The 20,310-nt window shown below is 62.6% G+C and carries 22 protein-coding genes; 10 read left to right on the top strand and 12 right to left on the bottom strand.

The window, feature by feature from the left end; genetic code table 11:
• Nucleotides 1-39: 39 nt before the first annotated feature.
• The 3 genes from CRP40_RS18655 to CRP40_RS18645 all read right to left on the bottom strand — a co-directional run bounded on the left by CRP40_RS18655 (nucleotide 40) and on the right by CRP40_RS18645 (nucleotide 2,530).
• Nucleotides 40-417 carry a hypothetical protein gene (locus CRP40_RS18655; protein ID WP_027915239.1) on the bottom strand — a complete coding sequence of 126 codons (378 nt, stop codon included), beginning with the start codon at nucleotides 415-417 and terminating at the stop codon, nucleotides 40-42.
• Between the two features lie 327 nt (nucleotides 418-744).
• Nucleotides 745-1,131 (bottom strand): hypothetical protein, encoded by a 387-nt coding sequence (locus CRP40_RS18650; RefSeq protein ID WP_027915238.1) that lies wholly within the window; start codon nucleotides 1,129-1,131, stop codon nucleotides 745-747.
• Nucleotides 1,124-2,530 carry a PAAR domain-containing protein gene (locus tag CRP40_RS18645; protein WP_050587335.1) on the bottom strand — a complete coding sequence of 469 codons (1,407 nt, stop codon included), beginning with the start codon at nucleotides 2,528-2,530 and terminating at the stop codon, nucleotides 1,124-1,126. The genes CRP40_RS18650 and CRP40_RS18645 overlap by 8 nt, the downstream gene beginning before the upstream one ends.
• A gap of 297 nt (nucleotides 2,531-2,827) precedes the next feature.
• Here CRP40_RS18645 and CRP40_RS18640 point away from each other — a divergent pair, with 297 nt between their 5' ends.
• From CRP40_RS18640 to CRP40_RS18630, 3 genes are all read left to right on the top strand, one after another.
• Nucleotides 2,828-4,471, top strand: a complete 1,644-nt coding sequence (locus CRP40_RS18640; protein WP_027915236.1) for an acyl-CoA dehydrogenase family protein — start codon at nucleotides 2,828-2,830, stop codon at nucleotides 4,469-4,471.
• Nucleotides 4,472-4,573: 102 nt separating this feature from the next.
• A complete protein-coding gene (gene amn / locus CRP40_RS18635) occupies nucleotides 4,574-6,037 on the top strand; it encodes an AMP nucleosidase (protein WP_027915235.1) in 1,464 nt (487 codons plus the stop codon).
• 6 nt (nucleotides 6,038-6,043) lie between these two features.
• Complete coding sequence (locus CRP40_RS18630) at nucleotides 6,044-6,682, top strand: pseudouridine synthase (RefSeq protein ID WP_027915234.1); 639 nt, start codon at nucleotides 6,044-6,046, stop codon at nucleotides 6,680-6,682.
• 36 nt (nucleotides 6,683-6,718) lie between these two features.
• Here the strand turns inward: CRP40_RS18630 and CRP40_RS18625 are convergent, their stop codons facing one another.
• Nucleotides 6,719-6,922 (bottom strand): DUF2788 domain-containing protein, encoded by a 204-nt coding sequence (locus CRP40_RS18625; protein ID WP_023534618.1) that lies wholly within the window; start codon nucleotides 6,920-6,922, stop codon nucleotides 6,719-6,721.
• Between the two features lie 54 nt (nucleotides 6,923-6,976).
• Nucleotides 6,977-7,453, bottom strand: a complete 477-nt coding sequence (locus tag CRP40_RS18620; protein ID WP_023534579.1) for an Lrp/AsnC family transcriptional regulator — start codon at nucleotides 7,451-7,453, stop codon at nucleotides 6,977-6,979.
• A 396-nt stretch (nucleotides 7,454-7,849) separates the two neighbouring features.
• Here CRP40_RS18620 and CRP40_RS18615 point away from each other — a divergent pair, with 396 nt between their 5' ends.
• Nucleotides 7,850-8,683, top strand: a complete 834-nt coding sequence (locus CRP40_RS18615; protein ID WP_027915233.1) for a DUF6515 family protein — start codon at nucleotides 7,850-7,852, stop codon at nucleotides 8,681-8,683.
• Nucleotides 8,684-8,687: 4 nt separating this feature from the next.
• Here the strand turns inward: CRP40_RS18615 and CRP40_RS18610 are convergent, their stop codons facing one another.
• Both CRP40_RS18610 and CRP40_RS18605 read right to left on the bottom strand, forming a co-directional pair.
• Entirely contained in the window at nucleotides 8,688-9,557 is an 870-nt protein-coding gene (locus tag CRP40_RS18610) for a cation diffusion facilitator family transporter (RefSeq protein WP_027915232.1), read from the bottom strand.
• Between the two features lie 21 nt (nucleotides 9,558-9,578).
• Nucleotides 9,579-9,998 (bottom strand): hypothetical protein, encoded by a 420-nt coding sequence (locus CRP40_RS18605; protein ID WP_027915231.1) that lies wholly within the window; start codon nucleotides 9,996-9,998, stop codon nucleotides 9,579-9,581.
• A gap of 119 nt (nucleotides 9,999-10,117) precedes the next feature.
• Between CRP40_RS18605 and hrpB the strand changes: the two genes are divergently transcribed.
• Nucleotides 10,118-12,637, top strand: coding sequence for an ATP-dependent helicase HrpB (gene hrpB, locus CRP40_RS18600; RefSeq protein WP_027915230.1), 2,520 nt, complete (start codon nucleotides 10,118-10,120; stop codon nucleotides 12,635-12,637).
• Between the two features lie 49 nt (nucleotides 12,638-12,686).
• Nucleotides 12,687-12,899 (top strand): hypothetical protein, encoded by a 213-nt coding sequence (locus CRP40_RS21845; protein ID WP_128610956.1) that lies wholly within the window; start codon nucleotides 12,687-12,689, stop codon nucleotides 12,897-12,899.
• A gap of 185 nt (nucleotides 12,900-13,084) precedes the next feature.
• Here the strand turns inward: CRP40_RS21845 and CRP40_RS18590 are convergent, their stop codons facing one another.
• The 4 genes from CRP40_RS18590 to CRP40_RS22045 all read right to left on the bottom strand — a co-directional run bounded on the left by CRP40_RS18590 (nucleotide 13,085) and on the right by CRP40_RS22045 (nucleotide 16,560).
• Complete coding sequence (locus tag CRP40_RS18590) at nucleotides 13,085-13,813, bottom strand: RHS repeat-associated core domain-containing protein (RefSeq protein ID WP_081728210.1); 729 nt, start codon at nucleotides 13,811-13,813, stop codon at nucleotides 13,085-13,087.
• 364 nt (nucleotides 13,814-14,177) lie between these two features.
• Nucleotides 14,178-15,500: an APC family permease gene (locus CRP40_RS18585; protein WP_027915227.1), complete on the bottom strand. Its 1,323-nt coding sequence runs from the start codon at nucleotides 15,498-15,500 to the stop codon at nucleotides 14,178-14,180.
• 83 nt (nucleotides 15,501-15,583) lie between these two features.
• Nucleotides 15,584-16,408, bottom strand: coding sequence for a carbon-nitrogen hydrolase family protein (locus tag CRP40_RS18580; protein WP_027915226.1), 825 nt, complete (start codon nucleotides 16,406-16,408; stop codon nucleotides 15,584-15,586).
• Nucleotides 16,405-16,560, bottom strand: a complete 156-nt coding sequence (locus CRP40_RS22045) for a hypothetical protein (protein WP_154665194.1) — start codon at nucleotides 16,558-16,560, stop codon at nucleotides 16,405-16,407. The genes CRP40_RS18580 and CRP40_RS22045 overlap by 4 nt, the downstream gene beginning before the upstream one ends.
• A 130-nt stretch (nucleotides 16,561-16,690) precedes the next feature.
• Between CRP40_RS22045 and CRP40_RS18575 the strand changes: the two genes are divergently transcribed.
• A complete protein-coding gene (locus CRP40_RS18575; RefSeq protein WP_027915225.1) occupies nucleotides 16,691-17,470 on the top strand; it encodes a helix-turn-helix transcriptional regulator in 780 nt (259 codons plus the stop codon).
• Between the two features lie 16 nt (nucleotides 17,471-17,486).
• Here CRP40_RS18575 and CRP40_RS18570 read toward each other — a convergent pair whose 3' ends face one another.
• Nucleotides 17,487-18,143 (bottom strand): membrane protein, encoded by a 657-nt coding sequence (locus tag CRP40_RS18570; protein WP_027915224.1) that lies wholly within the window; start codon nucleotides 18,141-18,143, stop codon nucleotides 17,487-17,489.
• A gap of 167 nt (nucleotides 18,144-18,310) precedes the next feature.
• Between CRP40_RS18570 and CRP40_RS18565 the strand changes: the two genes are divergently transcribed.
• From CRP40_RS18565 to CRP40_RS18555, 3 genes are all read left to right on the top strand, one after another.
• On the top strand, nucleotides 18,311-19,072 hold the full coding sequence (locus tag CRP40_RS18565; RefSeq protein WP_027915223.1) for a DUF2076 domain-containing protein: 762 nt from the start codon (nucleotides 18,311-18,313) through the stop codon (nucleotides 19,070-19,072).
• Nucleotides 19,073-19,142: 70 nt separating this feature from the next.
• Complete coding sequence (locus tag CRP40_RS18560; protein ID WP_023534583.1) at nucleotides 19,143-19,622, top strand: NYN domain-containing protein; 480 nt, start codon at nucleotides 19,143-19,145, stop codon at nucleotides 19,620-19,622.
• A 7-nt stretch (nucleotides 19,623-19,629) separates the two neighbouring features.
• Nucleotides 19,630-20,235, top strand: a complete 606-nt coding sequence (locus CRP40_RS18555; RefSeq protein WP_027915222.1) for a 3'-5' exonuclease — start codon at nucleotides 19,630-19,632, stop codon at nucleotides 20,233-20,235.
• The last annotated feature ends 75 nt before the right edge of the window (nucleotides 20,236-20,310 follow it).

The following is a 20,310-nucleotide window of genomic DNA, read 5'->3' as shown; positions in this document are numbered from 1 at the left end:
TGTGCGCAGCGAGATACCGTGGACGTGGGATTCACGGCATCAAAGAAAGTAAGAGCCTATGATCAACCAGCTGAACGCGACAGTGTTTAGCCATGAGGAAATTACTATCCGCTTTTTCATGGATGATGGAAATTGCTCATAATCCTGTGCATCAAGCATGCCTCGTCGAATACTTGATTTTGGATACTTTATGATCCCGGCGACCATGAATGTCACCAACATTCTCGCACGCAGAGTCTTTTCACCCCAAAGGGTGACAATAAAGGGTAAGCACGCACTGCGCTGCAGGGCCCCGATCATGACTTTGTATTCTTTGGAGCCTGCGATACGCAGATCCATGGCGAGACCGGTCAGTCCGAGGGCAAAGGGAGTGGCAAGAAAAAGTAATTGAAACGTAATGTCAAAATTCTTGATCACTCTCAAGGCCTCGAAAGTTTTCGCTTAATTGCATGCACGAAGACTTCCCGTCAGAGGCGCTGTTGCAGGGGTCGAGATGCCGTATGCAGCGCCGTCAAGGCAGTTCTTCGGGAAGGAATAAGTATCACTTCATTAGCTATTTTGGCCCCCGACCATTTTGGGCAAGCCAAAATCGTCAGGCTCAGTAAATAGTGTTCTTCAACATGGCTTTGTATTCCCGTCCGCCGTGCGAGCTTCGAGTACCTGGCCTACTTGCCAGCTCGCCCAGATGCGTCGAATACCCAATCATCAGCGTGGATCCATGGTGCTTGTAATGAGTAAACAGTTTCACCTTGGTAGTAGGAAAAAGTAACCGACTGTTAGCCAAGTGAACGCTACTGTGTTCAGCCAGGATGCGGTGTTGATCTTCTTTTTAAGGGAGGCTGGAAAATTCTGATAATCGAGTGGATCAAGCGCACCTTTGCGAATGTGGTAGGTTGGAAATGCTATGAGCCCACCCACCATTGAGATCACCAATAATCGTGCGCGTATGCTTTGTTCTCCCCAGAGTGTTGTAATAAACTCTAGGCACGCACTGCGCTGGAGCGCTGCGATCATGACGTCGTATTCTTTTGAACATGCAATGCGCAGGTCCATGGCCAGTGAGATAAAGCCTATGATGAAAGGGGAAGTGAGCAGAAACAACTTCAGTTTTATGTCAAGGTGGTCAATCATTCTGCAAAGCCTCGAAGATTACCTCTCCTACGTATTCGCCGAATTCCATTCCTTCTAGGCTTCCAGCCAATGCTCCAGCCCCTGTAACCACTATCCCACAGGCCCATGCCTTTGGGCCGGTCCACCAGCAAATCCCGGGCGTTAATCTGCTAGCTAGCTTCGCTCCCCCCCATCCACCTACTAAACCACCCGAAAAATTACCAGCCTCAGTAAAACGCATTTTTCTACATGCTTTCGTATTCCCCACCCGGCACGCGTCGGCAATGTTCATCGCTGATCCAATACCCCCGAGCGTAATACCCACTGCCCCTCCAGCCTTCAAGTACTTGGCCATCTTCGCCAGTCTATCCAAGTGAGTCGAATACCCCGGTATGCTGGTGGGCCCGCCTGCTTTGCTCCAATGGTGCACCAGGCTTTTCGAGGAGATACCCAAGTCTCGGCGCAGTCGTGAGTAATCCCCAAGATTGAGCCTCTTGTTGAGAAAGGTGGCCTTTAAACCGGCACTCAACTGATTGAACAGGTGCTGGCGCTGGGCGAAGAAGTCTGGGTGGCGAAGGTGCCCGTGCTTGGTGAATTGCGCTTTGTGCAGGTCTTCGATTTTGCGCAAGAGGCGGGTGATTTCATCCAGTGACTTACCCGCCACCGTCTCGGCTACGCCCATGGCCAGACTGGTATCACCAAACAGCGCGGCGATCTCGGCCTGGTACTGCATCATGAAGCCGGCTTCCTCCTCGGTGAGGTCCGCCAATGCAGCACGCGCCTGCTCCGCTGCACCCATGACCGACATTTCTTGCCGGGTACACATGGGGTACCCCGATTCTTCACCCACGACGAACAGTTCGCCCGGTTTGAATCCGTTTCGCGAAGTGGGGTTGAGCCGTTCCAGTGCTGATCGGGACAAGTGAGCGTATGGGGCACCGAGTTCTATCAGCACCTCGTCATACGACATGCTGCGCGGCACGATGTAGAAACCCGGTTCATTAACGGGCTGAGCCACTGAAGGCGCAGCGTCCCGGAACCGCTCCGGATCGATCGTCCTAGCGCGGGCGTCGGGGTTTCGCACGGCGTCATTGACCGGTTCAGGTGCAGATGCCCTGGACGTTGCAAGGGCCGCAGATCCGCCCGCAATCACGCGGTTGCTGCCTATAGGACACCCACACGCCACCAATGCGCCGTCCAGGACCGTGGGTATGCCGTCCTGACTCCAATAGGGCTCGCCCTCCACCAGCGTGCCGGGTTGCCCGCAGCCGGGGCAGGGCGTGGTCTTGTCGCCTTGCAGCAGCCAGTTACGGCCATGGACGCGCCCCCTGGCTTGCCCGGCAATGCAAATGGCGCCGGTGGTGGTTTCATCGCTGTCCAGGCCTTGGTACCGACCCAGGATGCTGATTCGCATGCTCATGGCTTGCCTGCTGGTCAAGAACGAACTCGCAACCTAGCAGGCGGCATCCGCTTTATAGGCGCTTGATTCAGCTTCTAGGAAGACTCCCACGGACGATTGGGAACTGGATTACAAGTTCCTGAAGGCCTCACCGGTTCGGGCGTCGAACGAACACGCCGCTGGCGATCCCGATGAAGCCGGCCGCCTAAGCGCCGCTCATCACGCACCCCTGCGTTTAGTCAGGAATGCCCCTTTGTCCATCGACCAGACAGTGCTTCACTGGGAACCTCACGCCTGCCCGGATTCAGGAGTACCTCCATGAACCTGCACCAGTTCGCTGAAACCCACGAGGTCACCAATCAGCCGCCACCGCTGGACGGGGCCAACCTGTACCGCCTGGACCTGCCGCTACAGGAGTGGTCCAGGCGCTTTGGTGCCGACTGGGCGCAGTCGCGGATCGATGCGTACGGCGCGCTGGCCGGTGGGCCGTTGATGCAGGCAGGCTTTCTGGCCAATGCGCACAAGCCTGTGTTCAGCAGCCATGATCGCTATGGCCATCGCATCGACCTGGTCGAGTTTCACCCCGCCTATCACCAGTTGATGCGCACCGCCGTCGAGCATGGGCTGCCGTCGCTGCCCTGGGCCGAGCCGCGCCCGGGCGCCCATGTGGCCCGCGCGGCGATGACCTACCTGCACAGCCAGGCCGAGGCCGGCACGGGCTGCCCGCTGACCATGACCTTCGCTGCGGTGCCGGCCCTGCGCCTGCAACCCGAGATCGCCCACTACTGGCTGCCCAAGGCGCTGTCGCGTGAGTATGACCCGCGCAACGTCGGCGACCGGCACAAGGCCGGCGTCACGTTGGGCATGGCCATGACGGAGAAGCAGGGTGGCACGGACGTGCGCGCCAATACCACCCGTGCCTACCCAGTCGGCGCGCCGGGGCCCGGCCAGGCCTACGAGCTGGTGGGTCACAAGTGGTTCTGTTCGGCGCCCATGTGCGATGCCTTTCTGGTCCTTGCCCAGACCGAGCACGGCCTGAGCTGCTTCCTGCTGCCCCGCCACCGCCCGGACGACACCCGTAACCAGTTCTATATCCAGCGCCTGAAGGACAAGTTGGGCAATGTCTCCAACGCCTCCAGCGAAGTGGAGTTTCGCGGTGCGCTGGCCTGGATGATCGGTGAGGAGGGCCGGGGCGTACCGACCATCATCGAGATGGTGGCCATGACCCGTTTCGACTGCATGGTCGGCTCCAGTGCCCTGATGCGCCAGGCGCTGACCCAGGCCCTGCACCACTGCGCGCATCGGCAGGTGGCGGGCCGCCTGTTGACCGAGCAGCCGCTGATGCAGAACGTGCTCGCCGACCTGTCGTTGGAAAGCGAAGCGGCATTGGCCCTGAGCCTGCGCATGGGCCACGCCCTCGAGCAGCTCGACGACCCCCAGCAGGCGCACTTCGCGCGCCTGGTCACGGCGGTAGGCAAGTACTGGATCTGCAAGCGTGCCCCGGCCATGATCAACGAAGCGGCCGAGTGCCTGGGCGGGGCGGGGTATGTGGAGGACAGCATCCTGCCGCGGCTTTACCGCGAGGCGCCCGTCAACTCGACCTGGGAAGGTTCGGGCAATGTGCAGTGCCTGGATGTGCTGCGCGCCTTGTCCAAGGAGCCGGGTGTGCTGGAGGCGTTGTTCGCCGAACTGGGGGACGGACACGGCGACAAGCGCCTGGCCACCTGCATCGTCAACCTGAAGGATGCGTTCCTCGACACGGGCGACATCCAGTACCGGGCGCGGCAACTGACCGAGACCATCGCCCTGGCATTGCAGGCCAAGTTGCTGCTGGAGGCCGGCCATTGTGCGGTCAGCGATGCGTTCATCGCCAGCCGCCTCACAGGGACAGGGCGCGCTTATGGCACGCTGCCGCGCGGTGTGGACGTACAGGCCCTGATGGCGCGGGCCATGGCCAGCTGACCGGCTCGGCCCAGCTGCGCCGCCTTGCATCATCAAGGGGATGAATTTACCCGAGAAGGCAGGCAAGATGGTTCGCATGCATGTCCAGACAGGAAGCACAGTGTGAGCCACGCGTTTGAAGTCGTTGATACTCCCGAACAGGCCGTCGATCGTCTGGCGGCCTTGCATGAGCAGGCCACCGGTGCCCTGAGCCAGGCCCTCAAGCGTTACCTCAAGGACCGCACCGAGCCCGATGCCCAGCAGCGAGACCTGTTCCGCTACCCGGCGCTGCGCCTGACCTACCACAGCAATGGCGAAGTCGCTGCCACCACGCGGGCCTACGCCAAGGTCCAGGTGGCGGGCACCTACAGCGTCACCATCACCCAGCCGGCTGCTTTTCGCGGCTACCTGCTGGAGCAATTGCGCCCGTTGATGCACGACTACACCGTCACGGTCGAAGTGGGGGTGAGCGAGCAGCCCATTCCGTATCCGTACGTGGTCGACCAGGGCGACGAGCTGGCCGGCAGCGGCATCACCGCCGCGCAGCTGGCGCGGGTATTCCCCAGCACCGACCTGTCCTCGGCCACCGACAACATCGCCGATGGGCTCTACGACTGGGACAGCACCGATACCTTGCCCCTGGCGCTGTTCGATGCCGCGCGCGTGGACTTCTCGCTGCGGCGCCTGGTGCACTACACCGGCAGTGACTGGCGCCACGTGCAGCCCTGGATCCTGCTGACCAACTACCACCGTTACGTGGACCAGTTCATCAGCCATGGCCTTGAGCAGTTGCGCGATGATCCGCGCTTCGTGCGCATGGTGTTGCCGGGCAACGTCGTGATCGAGAAGAGCATGGACCATGGTGAGGTCCAGGCGCTGGTCGCCGGTGTGGTCTGGCACCGCTACCAGATGCCGGCCTACCACCTGATTGCAGGGGACGGCGACGGCATCACGCTGGTCAACATCGGCGTCGGCCCGTCCAACGCCAAGAACATCACTGACCACCTGGCAGTGCTGCGCCCGCATTGCTGGCTGATGATCGGGCACTGCGGCGGGCTGCGCCAGTCGCAGACCATTGGCGACTACGTGCTGGCCCACGCCTACATGCGCCGTGACGGCATCCTTGACCGCGTGGTGCCGCCGAACATTCCGATCCCGGCATTGGCAGAGGTGCAACTGGCCCTGCAGGAAGCCGCTGCGCAGGTGACCGGCGAGCGGGGCGAGCAGCTCAAGAAGCGCCTGCGCACCGGTACCGTGCTGACTTACGACGACCGCAACTGGGAGCTGCGCTGGGCCCAGGAACGGCCGCTGATCAACTTGTCCCGCGCCGTTGCCGTGGACATGGAAAGCGGCACCATCGCAGCCCAGGGCTATCGCCTGCGGGTGCCGTACGGCACCTTGCTGTGCGTGTCCGACAAACCGCTGCACAGCGAAATCAAGCTGCCAGGCTCGGCCAACGCGTTCTACAACCGCGCGGTCAGCCAGCACCTGAAGATTGGTATCGCGGCGCTGGACCTGTTGCGCACCGAGCTCAATTCGCTGCACTCGCGTAAACTGCGCAGCTTCGACGAGCCGCCGTTCCGCTGAGGACCCATGCCACTGCCACCCCGTTCCAAGCCGCGCCGCCCTCAGGGGCGGCCTGTGCCTGGCGCTCACCGCCAGCCCAAGGCGCCACCCGCCGAGCCGCGGTTGATCCTGTTCAACAAACCCTTCGACGTGCTGACGCAGTTCAGCGACGGCGAGGGGCGCGCCACGCTCAAGGATTTCATCGATATTCCGGGCGTCTACCCCGCCGGCCGGCTGGACCGGGACAGTGAAGGCCTGTTGCTGTTGACCAATGACGGCGCGCTGCAGGCGCGTATTGCCGACCCCAAGCACAAGCTGCCCAAGACCTACTGGGTGCAGGTCGAGGGCGAGCCCACCGAGGAGCAGCTGCGCCAACTGCGCGAAGGCGTGCAGCTCAATGACGGACCAACGTTGCCCGCCGAGGCCCGCAGCCTCGAAGCCCCCGCTCTGTGGCCGCGCAACCCACCAGTACGCTTTCGCAAAAGCGTACCGACCTGTTGGCTGGAGCTGGTGATTCGCGAGGGTCGCAATCGCCAGGTACGGCGAATGACCGCCGCCGTGGGCCTGCCCACCTTGCGCCTGGTGCGCGTGCGTATCGGCGATTGGACACTCGATGGGCTTGAGCAAGGCTGCTGGCGCGAGGTGGCGCCGACCCTGCGGCGCTAGGCGGCATGGCCAGCGGGCACGTGGCGACCGCGCTGGCTACACCCCCTCGATGAACCCCACCACCACGCTCTTGATGATGAACGCCAGCACACCCAGGCCGAGCACGAAGAACAGGATCAGGGTGCCGAACCGCCCCGCCTGGGATTTTTTCGCCAGGTCCCAGACGATGAAGCCCATGAAGCCGATCAAGGCGGTCACCAGGATGATCATCATCCACTCTTCGAATACGGCAGGATCCATTGCAGTGCTCCAGGCGGGTTGAGGGGGCAAGTATACCCGTGAGGTGGCAGCCGATCAGCGAAGGTGGGTCAATGGAAGCTCGGTGCTGGCCAACACCTGGTTGAGCACGAAGCTTGAACGCACGCTGGTGACGCCCTCGATGCGCGTGAGGCTACCGAGCAGCAGCTTCTGGTAATGGTCCATGTCGGGCACGACGACCTTGAGCTGGTAGTCGGCGTCCATCCCGGTCACCAGGCTGCACTCCAGCACCTGCGGCAGGTTGCGGATGGTGGCCTCGAAGGTTTCGAAACGCTCGGGGGTGTGCCGGTCCATACCGATGAGTACGTAGGCAGTCAGGCTCAAACCCAGCTTCTTGCGATCGAGCAAGGCCACCTGACGGGAAATGTAGCCGTCGTCTTCGAGTTGCTTGACGCGGCGCGAGCAGGGCGAGGGTGAAAGGCCGATGCGTTCGGCCAGCTCCTGGTTGGAGATGCGCGCGTCACGCTGCAATTCAGCCAGAATGCTCAGGTCGTATCGGTCCAGCTTGCTCATGAATCATGCCTTTTCTGTTCGGATTGCGGCGAATTATCAATCCAGGGTTAAAAATTGCGCAAGTGCTATTTATCTGAGCAATCTTAGCAATCCTGTGCCGGGGCGCGACCGGTATCGTTAACACCAGAATCACTGCCCGGACATCAGTCCACGGCGATGCGCCCCAGACGGGCGCTCGCGGCCAAGCCATCCAACAGGATGGGCCAGGCCCCCGGGCTACGCACCTTCCAGAAGACGGTGTGAGGTGAGCCGGCGCCACAAGTGCCGAGCACGGACGACAATTGCTGAAGGGAGGCCCAGGTGGCCTCCCTTTTTTCATGGCTGAAATTTAATGGGCGGCGTGATGGGGCGCGGTAGACTGGCGCAGTCAGCCGTTTTACCGTCGAGAGGACTACCATGAAGTCGCACATCTGGCAGTGGGCAGGTGTTGGTTTGCTGGGCATGGGCATCAGCGTTGCAGCCCTGGCGGCCGGGCCCAACGACGGCCCAGGTGCTTTGCCCCCCGCCGCTACAGGGCCAGGTGTGGAGGCAGGGCCCGCGCCTGGGCGTGCGCTCAATTCGCGTGACGAAGTCGGTCAGACGCAGCCCCCACGGCCGGGGTTCTACCAGGACATTCCCCGCCGCCCCGATGACGGCCCGCGTTGGCATGGCCCAGGCCCTGGCTACGCGCCTCACGAGGGCTGGCAGGGCCGCCCTGGGGGCCACGGTGAAGGCTGGGGCCCCGGGCCGCACTACCGGCCTGGCCAGACCGTGGAGCGGTTTGCTGACCGTTTCTGGAAGGTGCCCTACCAGGGGCAGGACTATTTCTACTCCGGCGGGTACTGGTACCGCCCCTGGGAAAGGGGTTACCAGGTCGTGGTGCCGCCCCCGGGTGCGCGAGTCAGCTACCTGCCGCCCTATGCGCACAAGTTTCGCGTGGACGGCGCGATGATCTACCTGGTCGCCGACACCTACTATCGCTACCTGGAAAACAGCCGCGAGTACGTGGTGGTCAATCCCCCAGCACCTGCGCCTACAGCGGCGTCGGGGTATGACGTGGTGGCTTATCCGCGCTATGGACAGGGGCAGGAGCAGCAGGATCAGGACCGTTACCAGTGCCATCGCTGGGCGGTCAGCCAGTCGGGGTTCGATCCTGCCATGGCGGCCTACGCGCCGGCGCCTGCGGTTGCAAGTACCTACCAACGGGCGCTTGGCGCGTGCTTGTCCGGGCGAGGCTACAGCGTCAACTAGAGGGCTACACCGGGTCGGCGTGGACCATCACGTCGGCCTTGGGGTACTGCTGGCGGATCACTTCCGACGCCTGCACGCACAGCCCATGTGCGTGATGCAGCGGCAGTTGCCCAGGCAGCTCGATGTGCAATTGCACGAACCACTGGTTGCCCGATACCCGGGTGCGCAGGTCGTGCACGCCCAGCACGCCCTCGATGGCCAGCACGCGGCTGGCCATGTCTTCGCTCACATCCACGGGCAGCTCCTTGTCCATGAGAATCGCCGTGCTTTCGCGCGCGATCTGCAGGGCGCTCCACAGGATGTACAGTGCGATGCCCAACCCGAACAGCGCATCGAGTTGCGGCCAGCCGAAGCGCGCCAGCAGCAACGCCAGCAAGATGCTGCCGTTGAGCAGCAGGTCGGAGCGGTAGTGCAGGGAATCGGCGCGTACCGCCGTTGAACCTGTGGCGCGGATGACCTTGCGTTGCACGGCCAGCAGCGCGACGGTCAGCACCAACGACAACAGCATCACCCCGATGCCGATGGCGGTATCGCCTAACGGCTGCGGGTTGCGCAGGCGCTCCAACGCCTGCAAGGCAATCAGCACGGCACTGCCGCCGATGAACAGCGCCTGGGCGATGCCAGCCAGGGCTTCTGCCTTGCCGTGCCCGAAGCGGTGGTCGTCATCGGCCGGGCGCAGGGCGTAGTGCACAGCCAGCAGGTTGAGGAAGGACGCCACGGCGTCGAGGGCCGAATCGGTCAACCCGGCCAGCAGGCTAACCGAGCCGCTCAACCACCAGGCCAGCGCCTTGCTGACCACCAGGATGCTGGCCACCGCCAGGGAGGCGCGCGTGGCCAGGCGGAGCAACCGTTTGTGTTCGGCCGAAGTGGTCATCTCAGGCGGTCGTCCTTGACGTCAGGCGGCAGGTACCAGCCCAAGGCTGGCCAATTGTTCGGCACTGCCGCGGTGCTGGATCAAGCGTGGGTCGTCCAGCGGCAGGCGCTGCCCCAGTTCGCTTTCCAGAATGGCCTGCAGTTTGAGATTGTCCACGCTGCCATCGGCATTGACGGCGTCCTTCAGTTTGGCCGGGTCCACCTGCGCAGTTTGCCCTGGTGGGTAGTAGATGGCGCCGGTGGCGAAGTCGATGCCGAAGGCGATCAGCCCTGGGATGACGTAGAACAGCAGGCCAACGGCATCCAGCACGGCGATCGCAGGGTCGACCTTGCCGTCGATCTGGCCGCGACGGTCTGGGTAGAAGATGGAGCCGCAAGCCGTCAGTTGCGTCAGCAAGGTGCCCACGAGGGCAGCACCGATCAGGCGGGAAGCAATGCGCATGTAAATCTCCGGGCGTGGCGTTCGGCAGGCCAGGCAAGGCGCCTGAACCCGCGCAGTTAAGACCATGATAGGACAACGTCGGTTCGCCGTTATACTCGCCTGCTTGTTCGAGGGCCACCATGATTTCATTACCTATAGACCGTGTATTGCCAGATCTGCGACAGGCCCTGGCCAGTCGCAATGAAGTGATACTCGAAGCGCCCCCGGGTGCTGGCAAGACCACTCGGGTGCCCCTGGCGTTGTTGCATGAGCCCTGGCTAGCCAGGCAAAAGATCCTGATGCTCGAACCTCGCCGACTGGCTGCGCGGGCAGCGGCGGAGCGTTTGGCCAGTGAGCTGGATGAGCAGGTGGGCGAGACGGTCGGCTACCGCATTCGCCTTGAAAGCAAGGTAGGGCCGCGAACGCAGATCGAAGTGGTCACCGAAGGCATTCTGGCTCGCAGGCTTCAGGAGGACCCGGCGCTGGACGGTGTGGGCGTGGTCATCTTCGATGAGTACCACCTGCGCAACCTCGATTCCGACCTGGCACTGGCGCTGTGCCTGAGCGCCCGTGAACTGCTGCGCGATGAGCCCCCGCTCAAGCTGCTGTTGATGTCTGCCACGCTGGAGGGTGCCCGCCTCTCGAAGGTGCTCGACGATGCGCCTGTGGTCACCAGTGAAGGGCGGATGTATCCCGTCTCGACGGTATGGGGCAGCCCCTATCAGCCGGGCGAGCGAATCGATGCGCGCATCACGGACACGTGCCTGGCCGCCCTCGATGAACAACCTGGCAGCATCCTGGTGTTCCTGCCTGGGCAGGCGGAAATTCGGCGGGTGGCAGAGGACCTCAAGGCACATCTCGGCAGCCGTCCAGAGGTGATGGTGTGCCCGCTGTACGGTGACCTCGACCTGCAGGCGCAGCGTGCGGCGATAGACCCGGCCCCCAAGGGCTCGCGCAAGGTCGTATTGGCCACGAACATCGCCGAGACCAGCTTGACCATCGAAGGGGTCAGGGTGGTGGTGGACAGTGGCCTTGAACGAGTACCCAGATTCGACCCCCGCAGCGGCATGACCCGACTCGACACACAGCGCATTTCCAAGGCCAGCGCTACCCAGCGGGCGGGACGGGCGGGGCGCCTGGAGCCTGGTGTCTGCTATCGGCTGTGGTCGCAGTCCCAGCACGAGCAGATGGCCAGCTACAGCACCCCTGAAATCCTCCAGGCAGATCTGGCAGCCTTGGCGCTCCAGCTGGCTCGATGGGGCATGAAGCCGGAAGAGATGACCTGGCTCGATCAACCACCAGCGGCGCCCTTCGCTCAAGCCACAGACCTGCTCAAGCGCCTGGGCGCGCTCGACGATGCTGGACAGCTCACGCCACACGGTGCGGCCATGAGCGCGTTGCCAGCCCACCCCCGGATCGCCCACATGCTCATCAAGGGCAATGCGATGGGCCTGGATGACTTGGCATGCAACATCGCGGCTCTGCTGGGCGAGAAAGATATCCTGCGTGGGGCCGGTGCCGACCTGCACTCCCGGCTCAGCGCACTGTCGGGCGAGCAGCATGCCCGTCGCAGTGGCGGTTCCCTGCAACGCGTGAAACAGTCTGCTCGGCAGTACCGGTCGCTGCTGCGTGGCAAGGCCTCGAGCCCTGTAGACGCGCTCGATCACCCACGGTGGGTAGGATGCCTGCTGGCGTTCGCCTATCCCGACCGAATCGGCCTGCAAAGGCGCGCCAGTGCAGCGGAGTACCGCCTCTCCAACGGCCGGGCAGCCCTGTTCCCCGAGCCCGATGCGCTTACCAAGCACGCGTGGCTAGTGGTCGCCGACCTGGGTAGCCGGCAAGGACAGCGCGAGGAGCGGATCTACCTGGCGAGTGACCTCGATCCGGCCTTGTTCGATAACCAGCTGGCTGACCTGGTGAGGTCGGTCGATGAGGTCGATTGGGACGAGCGCGAAGGCGTGCTCAAGGCGCAGCGGCAGTGGCGGGTAGGCCAGCTCGTGCTGTCGACGAAAGCGCTGGCGAACCTTGACGAGCAAACCCGTTCGCTGGCCTTGGTCAGCCTGGTGAGGCGCAAGGGCATCGAGCTTCTGCCCTGGAACCCCGAGCTGCGGCAATGGCAGGCCCGGGTGGGTCTGCTGCGCCAGCTGGATATCGAGCGTGGGCAGGCACAAAGCAAGTGGCCTGACCTGAGCGATGCCAATCTGCTGGACACGCTCGACCAATGGCTCACGCCCTACCTGGGTAAAGTCACGAGGCTCAGCCACTTCAGCCAGCTGGACCTGCCCTCGATCATCAGAAACCTTCTGCCCTGGCCGCTTCCACAGGAGCTGGACACCCAGGCACCCCAGGCGATCCAGGTGCCATCCGGCTCGAATATCCGTATCGACTATTCGCAGCATCCGCCAATTTTGGCCGTGCGGCTTCAGGAGCTGTTTGGCCTGGCAGAAACCCCACGCATCGCTCAGGGCAGGCAGCCGCTGGTTCTGCACCTCCTGTCGCCGGCTCGCAGGCCTGTGCAGGTCACCCAGGATCTGGCGAACTTCTGGCGCAGCACTTACGTGGAGGTGAAGAAGGATCTGAAGGGGCGATACCCGAAGCACTATTGGCCTGAAGACCCGCTGGTGGCCGAAGCGACTGCCAGGGCTAAGCCTAGGAAGTAGCGATGCGCATACGTAACTGAACGTCGCCCGCCGTGTGCAGAACGGCTTGGTGAGCGAGCACAACGCACTGGAAATCCTCGCCGGCAAGCTGGGCGACGACCAGACCGGCGTGCCGGTGGTCGGCATCGACATCATCCTCAGCAAACAGCCCTCTACGCCAGCGCCGCCACCTGATGGACAGTGCCCTGGCCAGCCAGGATGTCATCAATCTGAGCCTGTGCGTGGCCCTGACCGGCGCGCAGGTCGGAGCACTGACCCATGACATCGTGTGGATGAAAAACAGTGTCATAGGCGGGCAGACCATACGGGTGCCGACTTCGTACTTGATCCAAGCGGACGCCCACAAAGTTCGTAGCCGCCGTAGTATTCCTTTCCGTCGATAGCGGAAGGTTCAAGAACCTTAGCGCTTGAGGGCAGCGGTTGGGTATCTCGAAGTTTTGTACAGCCTTAGTGACGCATTTTGACAGTTCTAAAATCATGGACACTGGGGATAATAACGGGCATGCCGTTCCGCATCAATGTCGCCAGTTCTGCATTAGACTCCACCGGCATGCTTGGTTTGTAGAGTCCTTCCTCCAACAACGACTCAATAACGTGTACGAGGCGTCCTGTAATCTTTGAATTTAATGCTTCAGTCAATACATGGTGGCGGTTCTCAGTTTTAACATATTTCTCGATGGCCTCTGAAGCATCATTTGGGCTGCGCAGTATATTGCGTTTCGCTTCTTTTAACTCCCCTTTGGAAATCTTGAACCAGTGTTGAATCTCTTTATAGGACATTTCCTTCAGTTTCATATTGCTGAAATCCCTTTTCGCTAACTCCGAGGGATGTGTCGGCCACTTGCCTGCTTCGCCGCGACTCGGCAGCGTAATAGCTGGTCTTCGCACATTTTTGTTGGGGTATAGGAAAGAGTGCCCAGTGGGATCGCTGCGGTTCACGGGGTCGTTTGAACAGTAGGCGTAGGTATTCATGCCACCCGCGTCGAACGGGCTTAGGCTATCAGGTGAAAGAAAACGCATTAAGCGCGTGTTGTAGACTCTGTATCCGGAGCCAAGCAGGTAGAGCGGTGTCAGCGCTTGCGCATGCTCACCATTGAAGCCAAGTAACGTGTGTGCAGATCGAATCTCTGCGGCAAAGCCGTAAGGCGAGTACGCCGATCTCTCGAGTCTGTTCATGCGATTGTGCTCGCGGTTGGAGAACTGTCGTTTCGCCCGTTAGCAGGGCGGGCGTCTTGAGTATCCGGGTGATGTACGCACCCGGCCACTGGCAAAACTGACAGGTGTTAGAGAACGGCCTTGGGCCCCGCACGAAATCGCGAGCAACCCAATCGCCGAACCACGAATGCCAACGGTTATAAAGATCCATGCCATTACGCATTTGTTATCCGTCGACGGCCGGAAGCCTCATAGAATTCCAGCTGCGAAGAACGCCACCGAGTTTTCCAGATTTCGCACTGGCCGCAATCATCCGATCCCCACCCTGACCCAAGCCCTGCGGGGCATATCTCCAAGCCCCGCAAATCATACTGCCCACTCGACCTCAAGCCTCCTCGAAATGCATCTCTGGCGGCTGTTGGCGCAACCCACGGGTGATGACCAGCAGGTACAGGCACCCCATGCCCAGCCAAGCCACGCCAAGGTAGATGGCCATGGGGTCCAGGCTTGCCATCAGCCACAGATCCGCCATCAGCCCGACCAAGGGGAAGGCCAGGTACACCGCTGCCGCCTTGAGCCCGCGCTCGCCCTGGGCGATCCAGTAGTGAAAGATCACCGACAGGTTGACCAGGCTGAACGCCAGGAAAGCGCCGAAATTGATGAACGAGGTAGAGGTCGTCACGTCCATGCGCAAGGCCAGCAGCGCGACTACGCCACACAGGACGATGCTGATGACCGGTGTGCCGAACCGCGTACTCAGTCGCCCGAACCAACGCTTGGGCAGCACACCGTCGCGGCCCATGGCGAACAGCAGGCGCGAGGCACTGGCTTGGGCGGAAAGCCCCGAGGTGAACTGGCCCACGATCAGGCCGATCAGGAAGAAACTCACGAAAATGTCCCCGCCAATGGCCTTCGCGATTTCGTAGGCGGCCGAGTCCGGGTTGCTGAAGGTCGCGCTTGGGTGCGCGAGTTGGACGAAGTAGCTGGCCACGATGAAGATGAAACCGCCCAGCAGGGTGATGAGCAGGATGGCGCGAGGGATGGTCTTGCGCGGTTCATGGGTCTCCTCGGTCAAGGTGCTGACCGCATCGAAGCCCAGGAACGAATAACAGGCGATGGCGGCGCCACTCATGATCAGGGGCAGCTGGAAACCGTCCTGATGAAAGGGTGCCAGCGACCACAACGGCTGGTTCAGCTCGCCGGTGGCGTAATGCACGGCCAGGCCCACGAAGGCTGCCAGTACGAGGAACTGAAGCAGCATAAGCACGCCATTGACGGTCTTGGCCAGCTGCAGGCCGATGATGTTGATGGCCGTGGTGACGGCAATGAAGGCCAGCACCCACACCGGGTGCGGCACCGCCGGAAAGGCCGAATGCAGGTAGGCCGCGCCGATCAGCCAGATCGCCATGGGCAGGAACAGGTAGTCCAGCAGCACCGCCCAACCGGCCAGAAAACCCAGCTTGGGGCTGATGGACTTGCGCACGTAGGTGTAGGCCGAGCCGGCGACGGGGAAGGCCTTGGCCATCTTGCCGTAGCTCAGGGCGGTGAACAGCATGGCGATGGAGGCGGCCAGATAAGCCGAGGGCACGGCGCCCTGGGTGGTGTCGGCGAGGATGCCGAAGGTGCCCAGCACAATGATGGGGGTCATGTAGGCGATGCCGAACAGCGTCACCGCACCCAGCGACAGGGTGCGTTTCAAGTGGGCCATGGTGTTACTCCGGATTGTGTTTTTTATGGAGTTCAATGTCAGGGCCCGGCCTGGGCCCTGGGCGCCAGCCGTGGCGCAAAGGTTCAGACGGTGGTCAGGATCAGTTCTCGCAAGCCGTCAGGGTGCTCGACCTGCTGGCCTGGCAGTTCGAAGCGGCGCTCGGCCAGGTAGCTGTAGTCCTGGCGCGCTTGCCCGATCAGCGCCAGGTCGAGGTCCAGTTGCAGCCGGCAGGCGGTGCGCCCTGCCTCGCATAACAGTTGGCCGTAAGGGTCGACCACCGCGCTGCCGCCTGCAAAGACCAGGTTGCCATCGCCCTGGCCGACGCGATTGACCATGACCGCATAGGCCTGGTTTTCCATGGCGCGGGCGCTGATGGCGGTGCGGTGCGTGGGGCCATAGGGGTCCATGTTGCCGTTGGTCACCAAGATCAGCTCGGCGCCCAGCTGGCCCAGGGCGCGGGCGCTTTCGGGGAATTCGATGTCGAAGCAGATCAACAGCCCTACGCGCACCCCTTTGTACAACGCCGTGGCGTAGCGATCGCCCGCCGTGAAGATGCCCTTGTCGGAGGCCCACAGGTGGGTTTTGCGGTACTTCAACGCGACACCGTCCGGGGTGATCAACACGGTGGTGTTGTAGAAGTGCCCGTCTTCGCCCGCTTCGGCAAGGCCAACCACGGCTGCCACGCCCTTGTCGGTCACCGCTTGGGCGACGGCGGCAAGCGTCGGGCCGGTCAGGGGCTCGGCGATAGCCGCGATGTTGTCATGGGTTGGAAAGCCCATCAGTTGGGTTTCCGGGAACACGATCAGGTCCACATCCGCTGCTGCGCGGTGGATCGCCTCGAGGGTGCGTTCCAGGTTGTAGGCGGTGTCGCCGTCGCGACCGTCCAGCTGGACGAGTTCTACTTTCATTGCAACTCCTGAATGCGCAGCCCAACGGCTGCCAGGTGATCGACGCGGCGTGAAACCAGCTGCTGTGGCGCACGGTGAGTGCCCGAGTATGCCGCTGCCATCGGCGGCGGGGTAATTACGCCCTTGAGGTAACCCATAGGGGTTAGCCCCATGCAAATCCGTCGGTACTGGTCGACGCTGCGCTGAAAACAGCGCCGCAATGCCGATGCACTCCAGTACACTTTGCCTGCTCGGTTGTATTCACCCTGACCTGCGTCTCACCTTTTGGTACAGAGCCCGGACATGAACCTTACACTTCAGGACATTGCCTGGCATCGCTCGGTCGGCCAGGTGATCGATGCGTTGGACCACCCCGGCTTCTGGCTGCGCCTGGTGCGTTTGCTGGAGCAATACGTGGCGTTCGACAGCTGGGTCGCGTTTCTTTTCAGTGAGCACCGCCCATTGGTGTATGCCGAATCCCCGGGCAGCGACGGCGGGCTGGACCCGTTATTCCGGGATTACCTCAAGGGCCTCTACCTGCTGGACCCGTTCTACATCGCCAGCCGGGAAGCACCGGCAAGCGGCCTGGTCCAACTGGCCGACGTGGCCCCTGAATGCTTCGAGCGCACCGACTACTACCAGCGTTATTTCCGCCTCAACGTGGTGGCCGACGAGGTGCAGTACAACGTGGCCCTGGATGCAGGGCGCACGCTTTGCCTGTCGCTCGGTAGCCGCTCACGCTTCGCAGGTGAGCAGATTGCGTTGCTGCACCTTTTGCAACCCTGGGTGCTGGCCACCATGCGCCAGCGCTTTCGGTTCGAGCACGATGTCGACGAAGTCACCCCGGCGCCTGCGTGGCAGAACCACTTGGCCGAGGGCTTTGGCCACCTTGAAACGCCGCTCACCGCCCGCGAACTGGAAGTGGGCCGCATGCTGCTAAGCGGCTGTTCCAGCAAGGAGATCGGCCGCAAACTCGCCATTTCATCGGAAACCGTGCGGGTCCATCGCAAGCACATCTACCGCAAGCTGGGCATCAAGTCCCAGTCGGAGCTGTTCGCGCTGTTCCTCAAGGCCCAGCGCTAGCAGCCAACGGCTGCGTTCAGGTGCGCTGCTCGACTTCGAGCAGCATGAACAGCCGGTACATGACCACCGTGCCGAACAATTGCAGGAAGCCTGCCAGGCTATCCACGAGCAGTTGCACGCCAGGGGAAGGATCGGGGATGGCCATCAGGATCAGGCCTTCGATCAGCCAGATCGACGCCAGCACCCCCAGCAGGCACACCAGAATGCGCATGAAATGGCCAGTAGTCATGCGGGCGCTTTCGCGCATCGCCTGCACCACGGGCAAGCCGCGCAGCACCAGCAGGTATTCGCCGAACACCAGGTTGACCATGATCCACACCCCTGGGAACACGAACAAGGCCATGCCGGCCATGATCAGCAACGAGCTGATCAGCACCAGCAGCGTCAGCGCCGGCCAGAGCTGCACCGCACGGGCAAACAGGTCGCGCTTGGCGATGGCCTGGCCATTGCTGCGGGTATCGAGGTAGAGGATCAGTGCAGCGCTGTACAACGGGTAGCACAGCACGTAGATCAGCATGCCGTAGGCCGGCGAGGCCTGCTCGCCCAGCTGGCGATACAGCACCTGGGTCAGCACGGCTTCGAGCACCACCAGCGGCAGGCACAGTTGGGCAATACCGGCCAGGTGGCGGGTGAAGAAGTGGAGGGAGTCGCGCAAAACGCTCAGCGGATTCATGGGTCAACATCGCATGGCAGTTGAAACAGGGGGTCTAACTCTAGCCCAAAGCGACCCCTGATCCGTCACTTGCTGAAAAAAGTTTCACCCCGCCAGTGATTGAATCAGCCGCGTTAACGCCCCATCTTTGAGCCTGTCCGTTGTCCCGCTACCCACGAGGTCGCCCCATGAATACCGAAGAACAATCCCTGATCGATGGCCTGTTCAGCCGCATCAAGCAGGCCGAAGACCCAAGCCAGCCCCGTGATGCGCAGGCACAGGCCTGTATCGAGGCGCACGTGCGCCAGCAGCCGGCGGCCCCTTACTACATGGCCCAGGCGATCCTGGTGCAGGAAGCGGCCATCAAGCGCCTGGACGAACAGAACAAACAGCTCGAAGCCGAACTCAAGCAGGCACGTGCCCAGGCCGAGGCTGCGCAGGCCGGCGCCTCGCAGAACACAGGCGGCGGCGGTTTTCTGTCCAGCATCTTCGGCGCTGGTGGGCGCAGCTCGGCGCCGGCACCTGCCCCTCAACCCCAGCGCTCGGTCGCGCCGTCCGCACCCGCCGGTGGCGGCTGGCGCGAGCCGGCGGCACCTGGCTTCTCGCAGCCGCCGGCCCAGCAGCCGGGCTTTGGCGCAGCGCCCGCGCGTGGCGGTGCCAGCAGCTTCCTGGGCGGCGCCATGCAGACTGCGGCCGGTGTAGCCGGGGGTGTCTTGCTGGCCCAGGGCATCAGCAGCCTGTTCAACCACAACGCCCAGCCCGAAGAGGTGGTCGAGGTGATCAAGGAGGAGCCTGCGCAGGCCAGTGACAGTGGCGGCTGGACCGACCAGAACGAGCAGCAGCACGTGGCCGACAACAGCGGCTGGGGCAGCGACCAGGGCGGTTACAGTGACGCCGATTACGGCGGTGATGACGGTGGATTATTCTCCGACGACGATTCCTACGTCTGACGGCTCTGGCATACTGCTGGCCTTCGCGGGGCGCTGAACCCGCCCCGATTCGGCCAGACGAGGTGCCAAGGTGAAAAAGATCGCGTTGTTCGCCGACGTGCAGAACCTCTATTACACCGTGCGCCAGGCCCACGGTTGCCATTTCAACTACACCGCCTTGTGGAACCAGGTCAGCCGAGAAGGCCAGATCGTCGAGGCGGTGGCCTATGCCATCGATCGGGGCGACAGCAAGCAGCAGCAGTTTCAGCAGATACTGCGCAACCTGGGTTTCGATGTGCGCCTCAAGCCCTTCATCCAGCGCAGCGATGGCTCGGCCAAGGGCGACTGGGATGTCGGCATCACCCTGGATGTGATCGATGCGGCCAGCCGCGTGGACCAGGTGGTACTGGCCTCGGGTGACGGGGATTTCGACCTGCTGCTCGACCGCGTGATCCAGCGCCACGGCACCGAAGCGGTGGTCTACGGCGTGCCGGGGCTGACGGCGATGTCGCTGATCCGCGCCGCCACCCGCTATGTGCCCATCGAGGGCCCGTTGTTGCTCAAACACTAAGGTTTTTATGGAACGTATCGCTGTCATCGACTTTGAAACCACCGGCATTTCCCCAGGCACCGGTTGCCGCGCCACTGAGGTGGCCGTGGTGATGCTCGAGCGCGGGCAAATCGTCGAGCGCTATCAGAGCCTGATGAACGCGGGGGTGTCGGTGCCTGCTTTCGTGTCGGGCTTGACCGGCATCACCACCGCCATGGTGCGCAAGGCACCCCCGGTGGAGCAGGTGATGAACGAGGTGGCCGAGTTCGTGGGGGCCACGCCGCTGCTGGCCCACAACGCCGCCTTCGACCAGAAGTTCTGGGATTTCGAACTGAGCCGCATCGGCCGCAGCCGCAGCCAGCCCTTCGCCTGCTCGCTGTTGCTGTCCCGGCGCCTGCTGCCGGCCGCCCCCAACCACAAGCTGGGCACACTGAACCACTGGGCCGGGCTGCCCAACACCGGCACGGCCCACCGGGCCATGGCCGACGCGGAAATGGCCGCTAACCTGGTCCAGCACCTGGCCGGCGTGCTGCGCCAGGACCACGGGGTGCAGCAGCCTTCCCACGACTTGTTCTGCCGTTTGCAGAAAACCCCCGCCGCCAAGGTGCGCGACGCGCTGGCAGCCTACCGCTGAAACGGGCAGCGCCTGGCGTCGCACGCCCGCGGCTGCAAGTGTGCTGCTTATCCAACGCCTCACTGTAGGGTTGCC

It is taken from the genome of Pseudomonas sp. URMO17WK12:I9, from assembly GCF_900230165.1.
GTDB lineage: Bacteria > Pseudomonadota > Gammaproteobacteria > Pseudomonadales > Pseudomonadaceae > Aquipseudomonas > Aquipseudomonas fulva.
Note: the sequence above shows the minus strand (reverse complement) of the source record. Positions and strands in the feature narration are given on the sequence as shown.

Coding starts and splice junctions, on each gene's coding strand:
- CRP40_RS18650 (WP_027915238.1), bottom strand. CDS start 1,131: ATGATTGACCACCTTGACATAAAACTGAAGTTGTTTCTGCTCACTTCC.
- CRP40_RS18645 (WP_050587335.1), bottom strand. CDS start 2,530: ATGAGCATGCGAATCAGCATCCTGGGTCGGTACCAAGGCCTGGACAGC.
- CRP40_RS18640 (WP_027915236.1), top strand. CDS start 2,828: ATGAACCTGCACCAGTTCGCTGAAACCCACGAGGTCACCAATCAGCCG.
- CRP40_RS18630 (WP_027915234.1), top strand. CDS start 6,044: ATGCCACTGCCACCCCGTTCCAAGCCGCGCCGCCCTCAGGGGCGGCCT.
- CRP40_RS18625 (WP_023534618.1), bottom strand. CDS start 6,922: ATGGATCCTGCCGTATTCGAAGAGTGGATGATGATCATCCTGGTGACC.
- CRP40_RS18620 (WP_023534579.1), bottom strand. CDS start 7,453: ATGAGCAAGCTGGACCGATACGACCTGAGCATTCTGGCTGAATTGCAG.
- CRP40_RS18615 (WP_027915233.1), top strand. CDS start 7,850: ATGAAGTCGCACATCTGGCAGTGGGCAGGTGTTGGTTTGCTGGGCATG.
- CRP40_RS18610 (WP_027915232.1), bottom strand. CDS start 9,557: ATGACCACTTCGGCCGAACACAAACGGTTGCTCCGCCTGGCCACGCGC.
- CRP40_RS18605 (WP_027915231.1), bottom strand. CDS start 9,998: ATGCGCATTGCTTCCCGCCTGATCGGTGCTGCCCTCGTGGGCACCTTG.
- hrpB (WP_027915230.1), top strand. CDS start 10,118: ATGATTTCATTACCTATAGACCGTGTATTGCCAGATCTGCGACAGGCC.
- CRP40_RS18590 (WP_081728210.1), bottom strand. CDS start 13,813: ATGAACAGACTCGAGAGATCGGCGTACTCGCCTTACGGCTTTGCCGCA.
- CRP40_RS18585 (WP_027915227.1), bottom strand. CDS start 15,500: ATGGCCCACTTGAAACGCACCCTGTCGCTGGGTGCGGTGACGCTGTTC.
- CRP40_RS18580 (WP_027915226.1), bottom strand. CDS start 16,408: ATGAAAGTAGAACTCGTCCAGCTGGACGGTCGCGACGGCGACACCGCC.
- CRP40_RS22045 (WP_154665194.1), bottom strand. CDS start 16,560: ATGGGGCTAACCCCTATGGGTTACCTCAAGGGCGTAATTACCCCGCCG.
- CRP40_RS18575 (WP_027915225.1), top strand. CDS start 16,691: ATGAACCTTACACTTCAGGACATTGCCTGGCATCGCTCGGTCGGCCAG.
- CRP40_RS18570 (WP_027915224.1), bottom strand. CDS start 18,143: ATGAATCCGCTGAGCGTTTTGCGCGACTCCCTCCACTTCTTCACCCGC.
- CRP40_RS18565 (WP_027915223.1), top strand. CDS start 18,311: ATGAATACCGAAGAACAATCCCTGATCGATGGCCTGTTCAGCCGCATC.
- CRP40_RS18555 (WP_027915222.1), top strand. CDS start 19,630: ATGGAACGTATCGCTGTCATCGACTTTGAAACCACCGGCATTTCCCCA.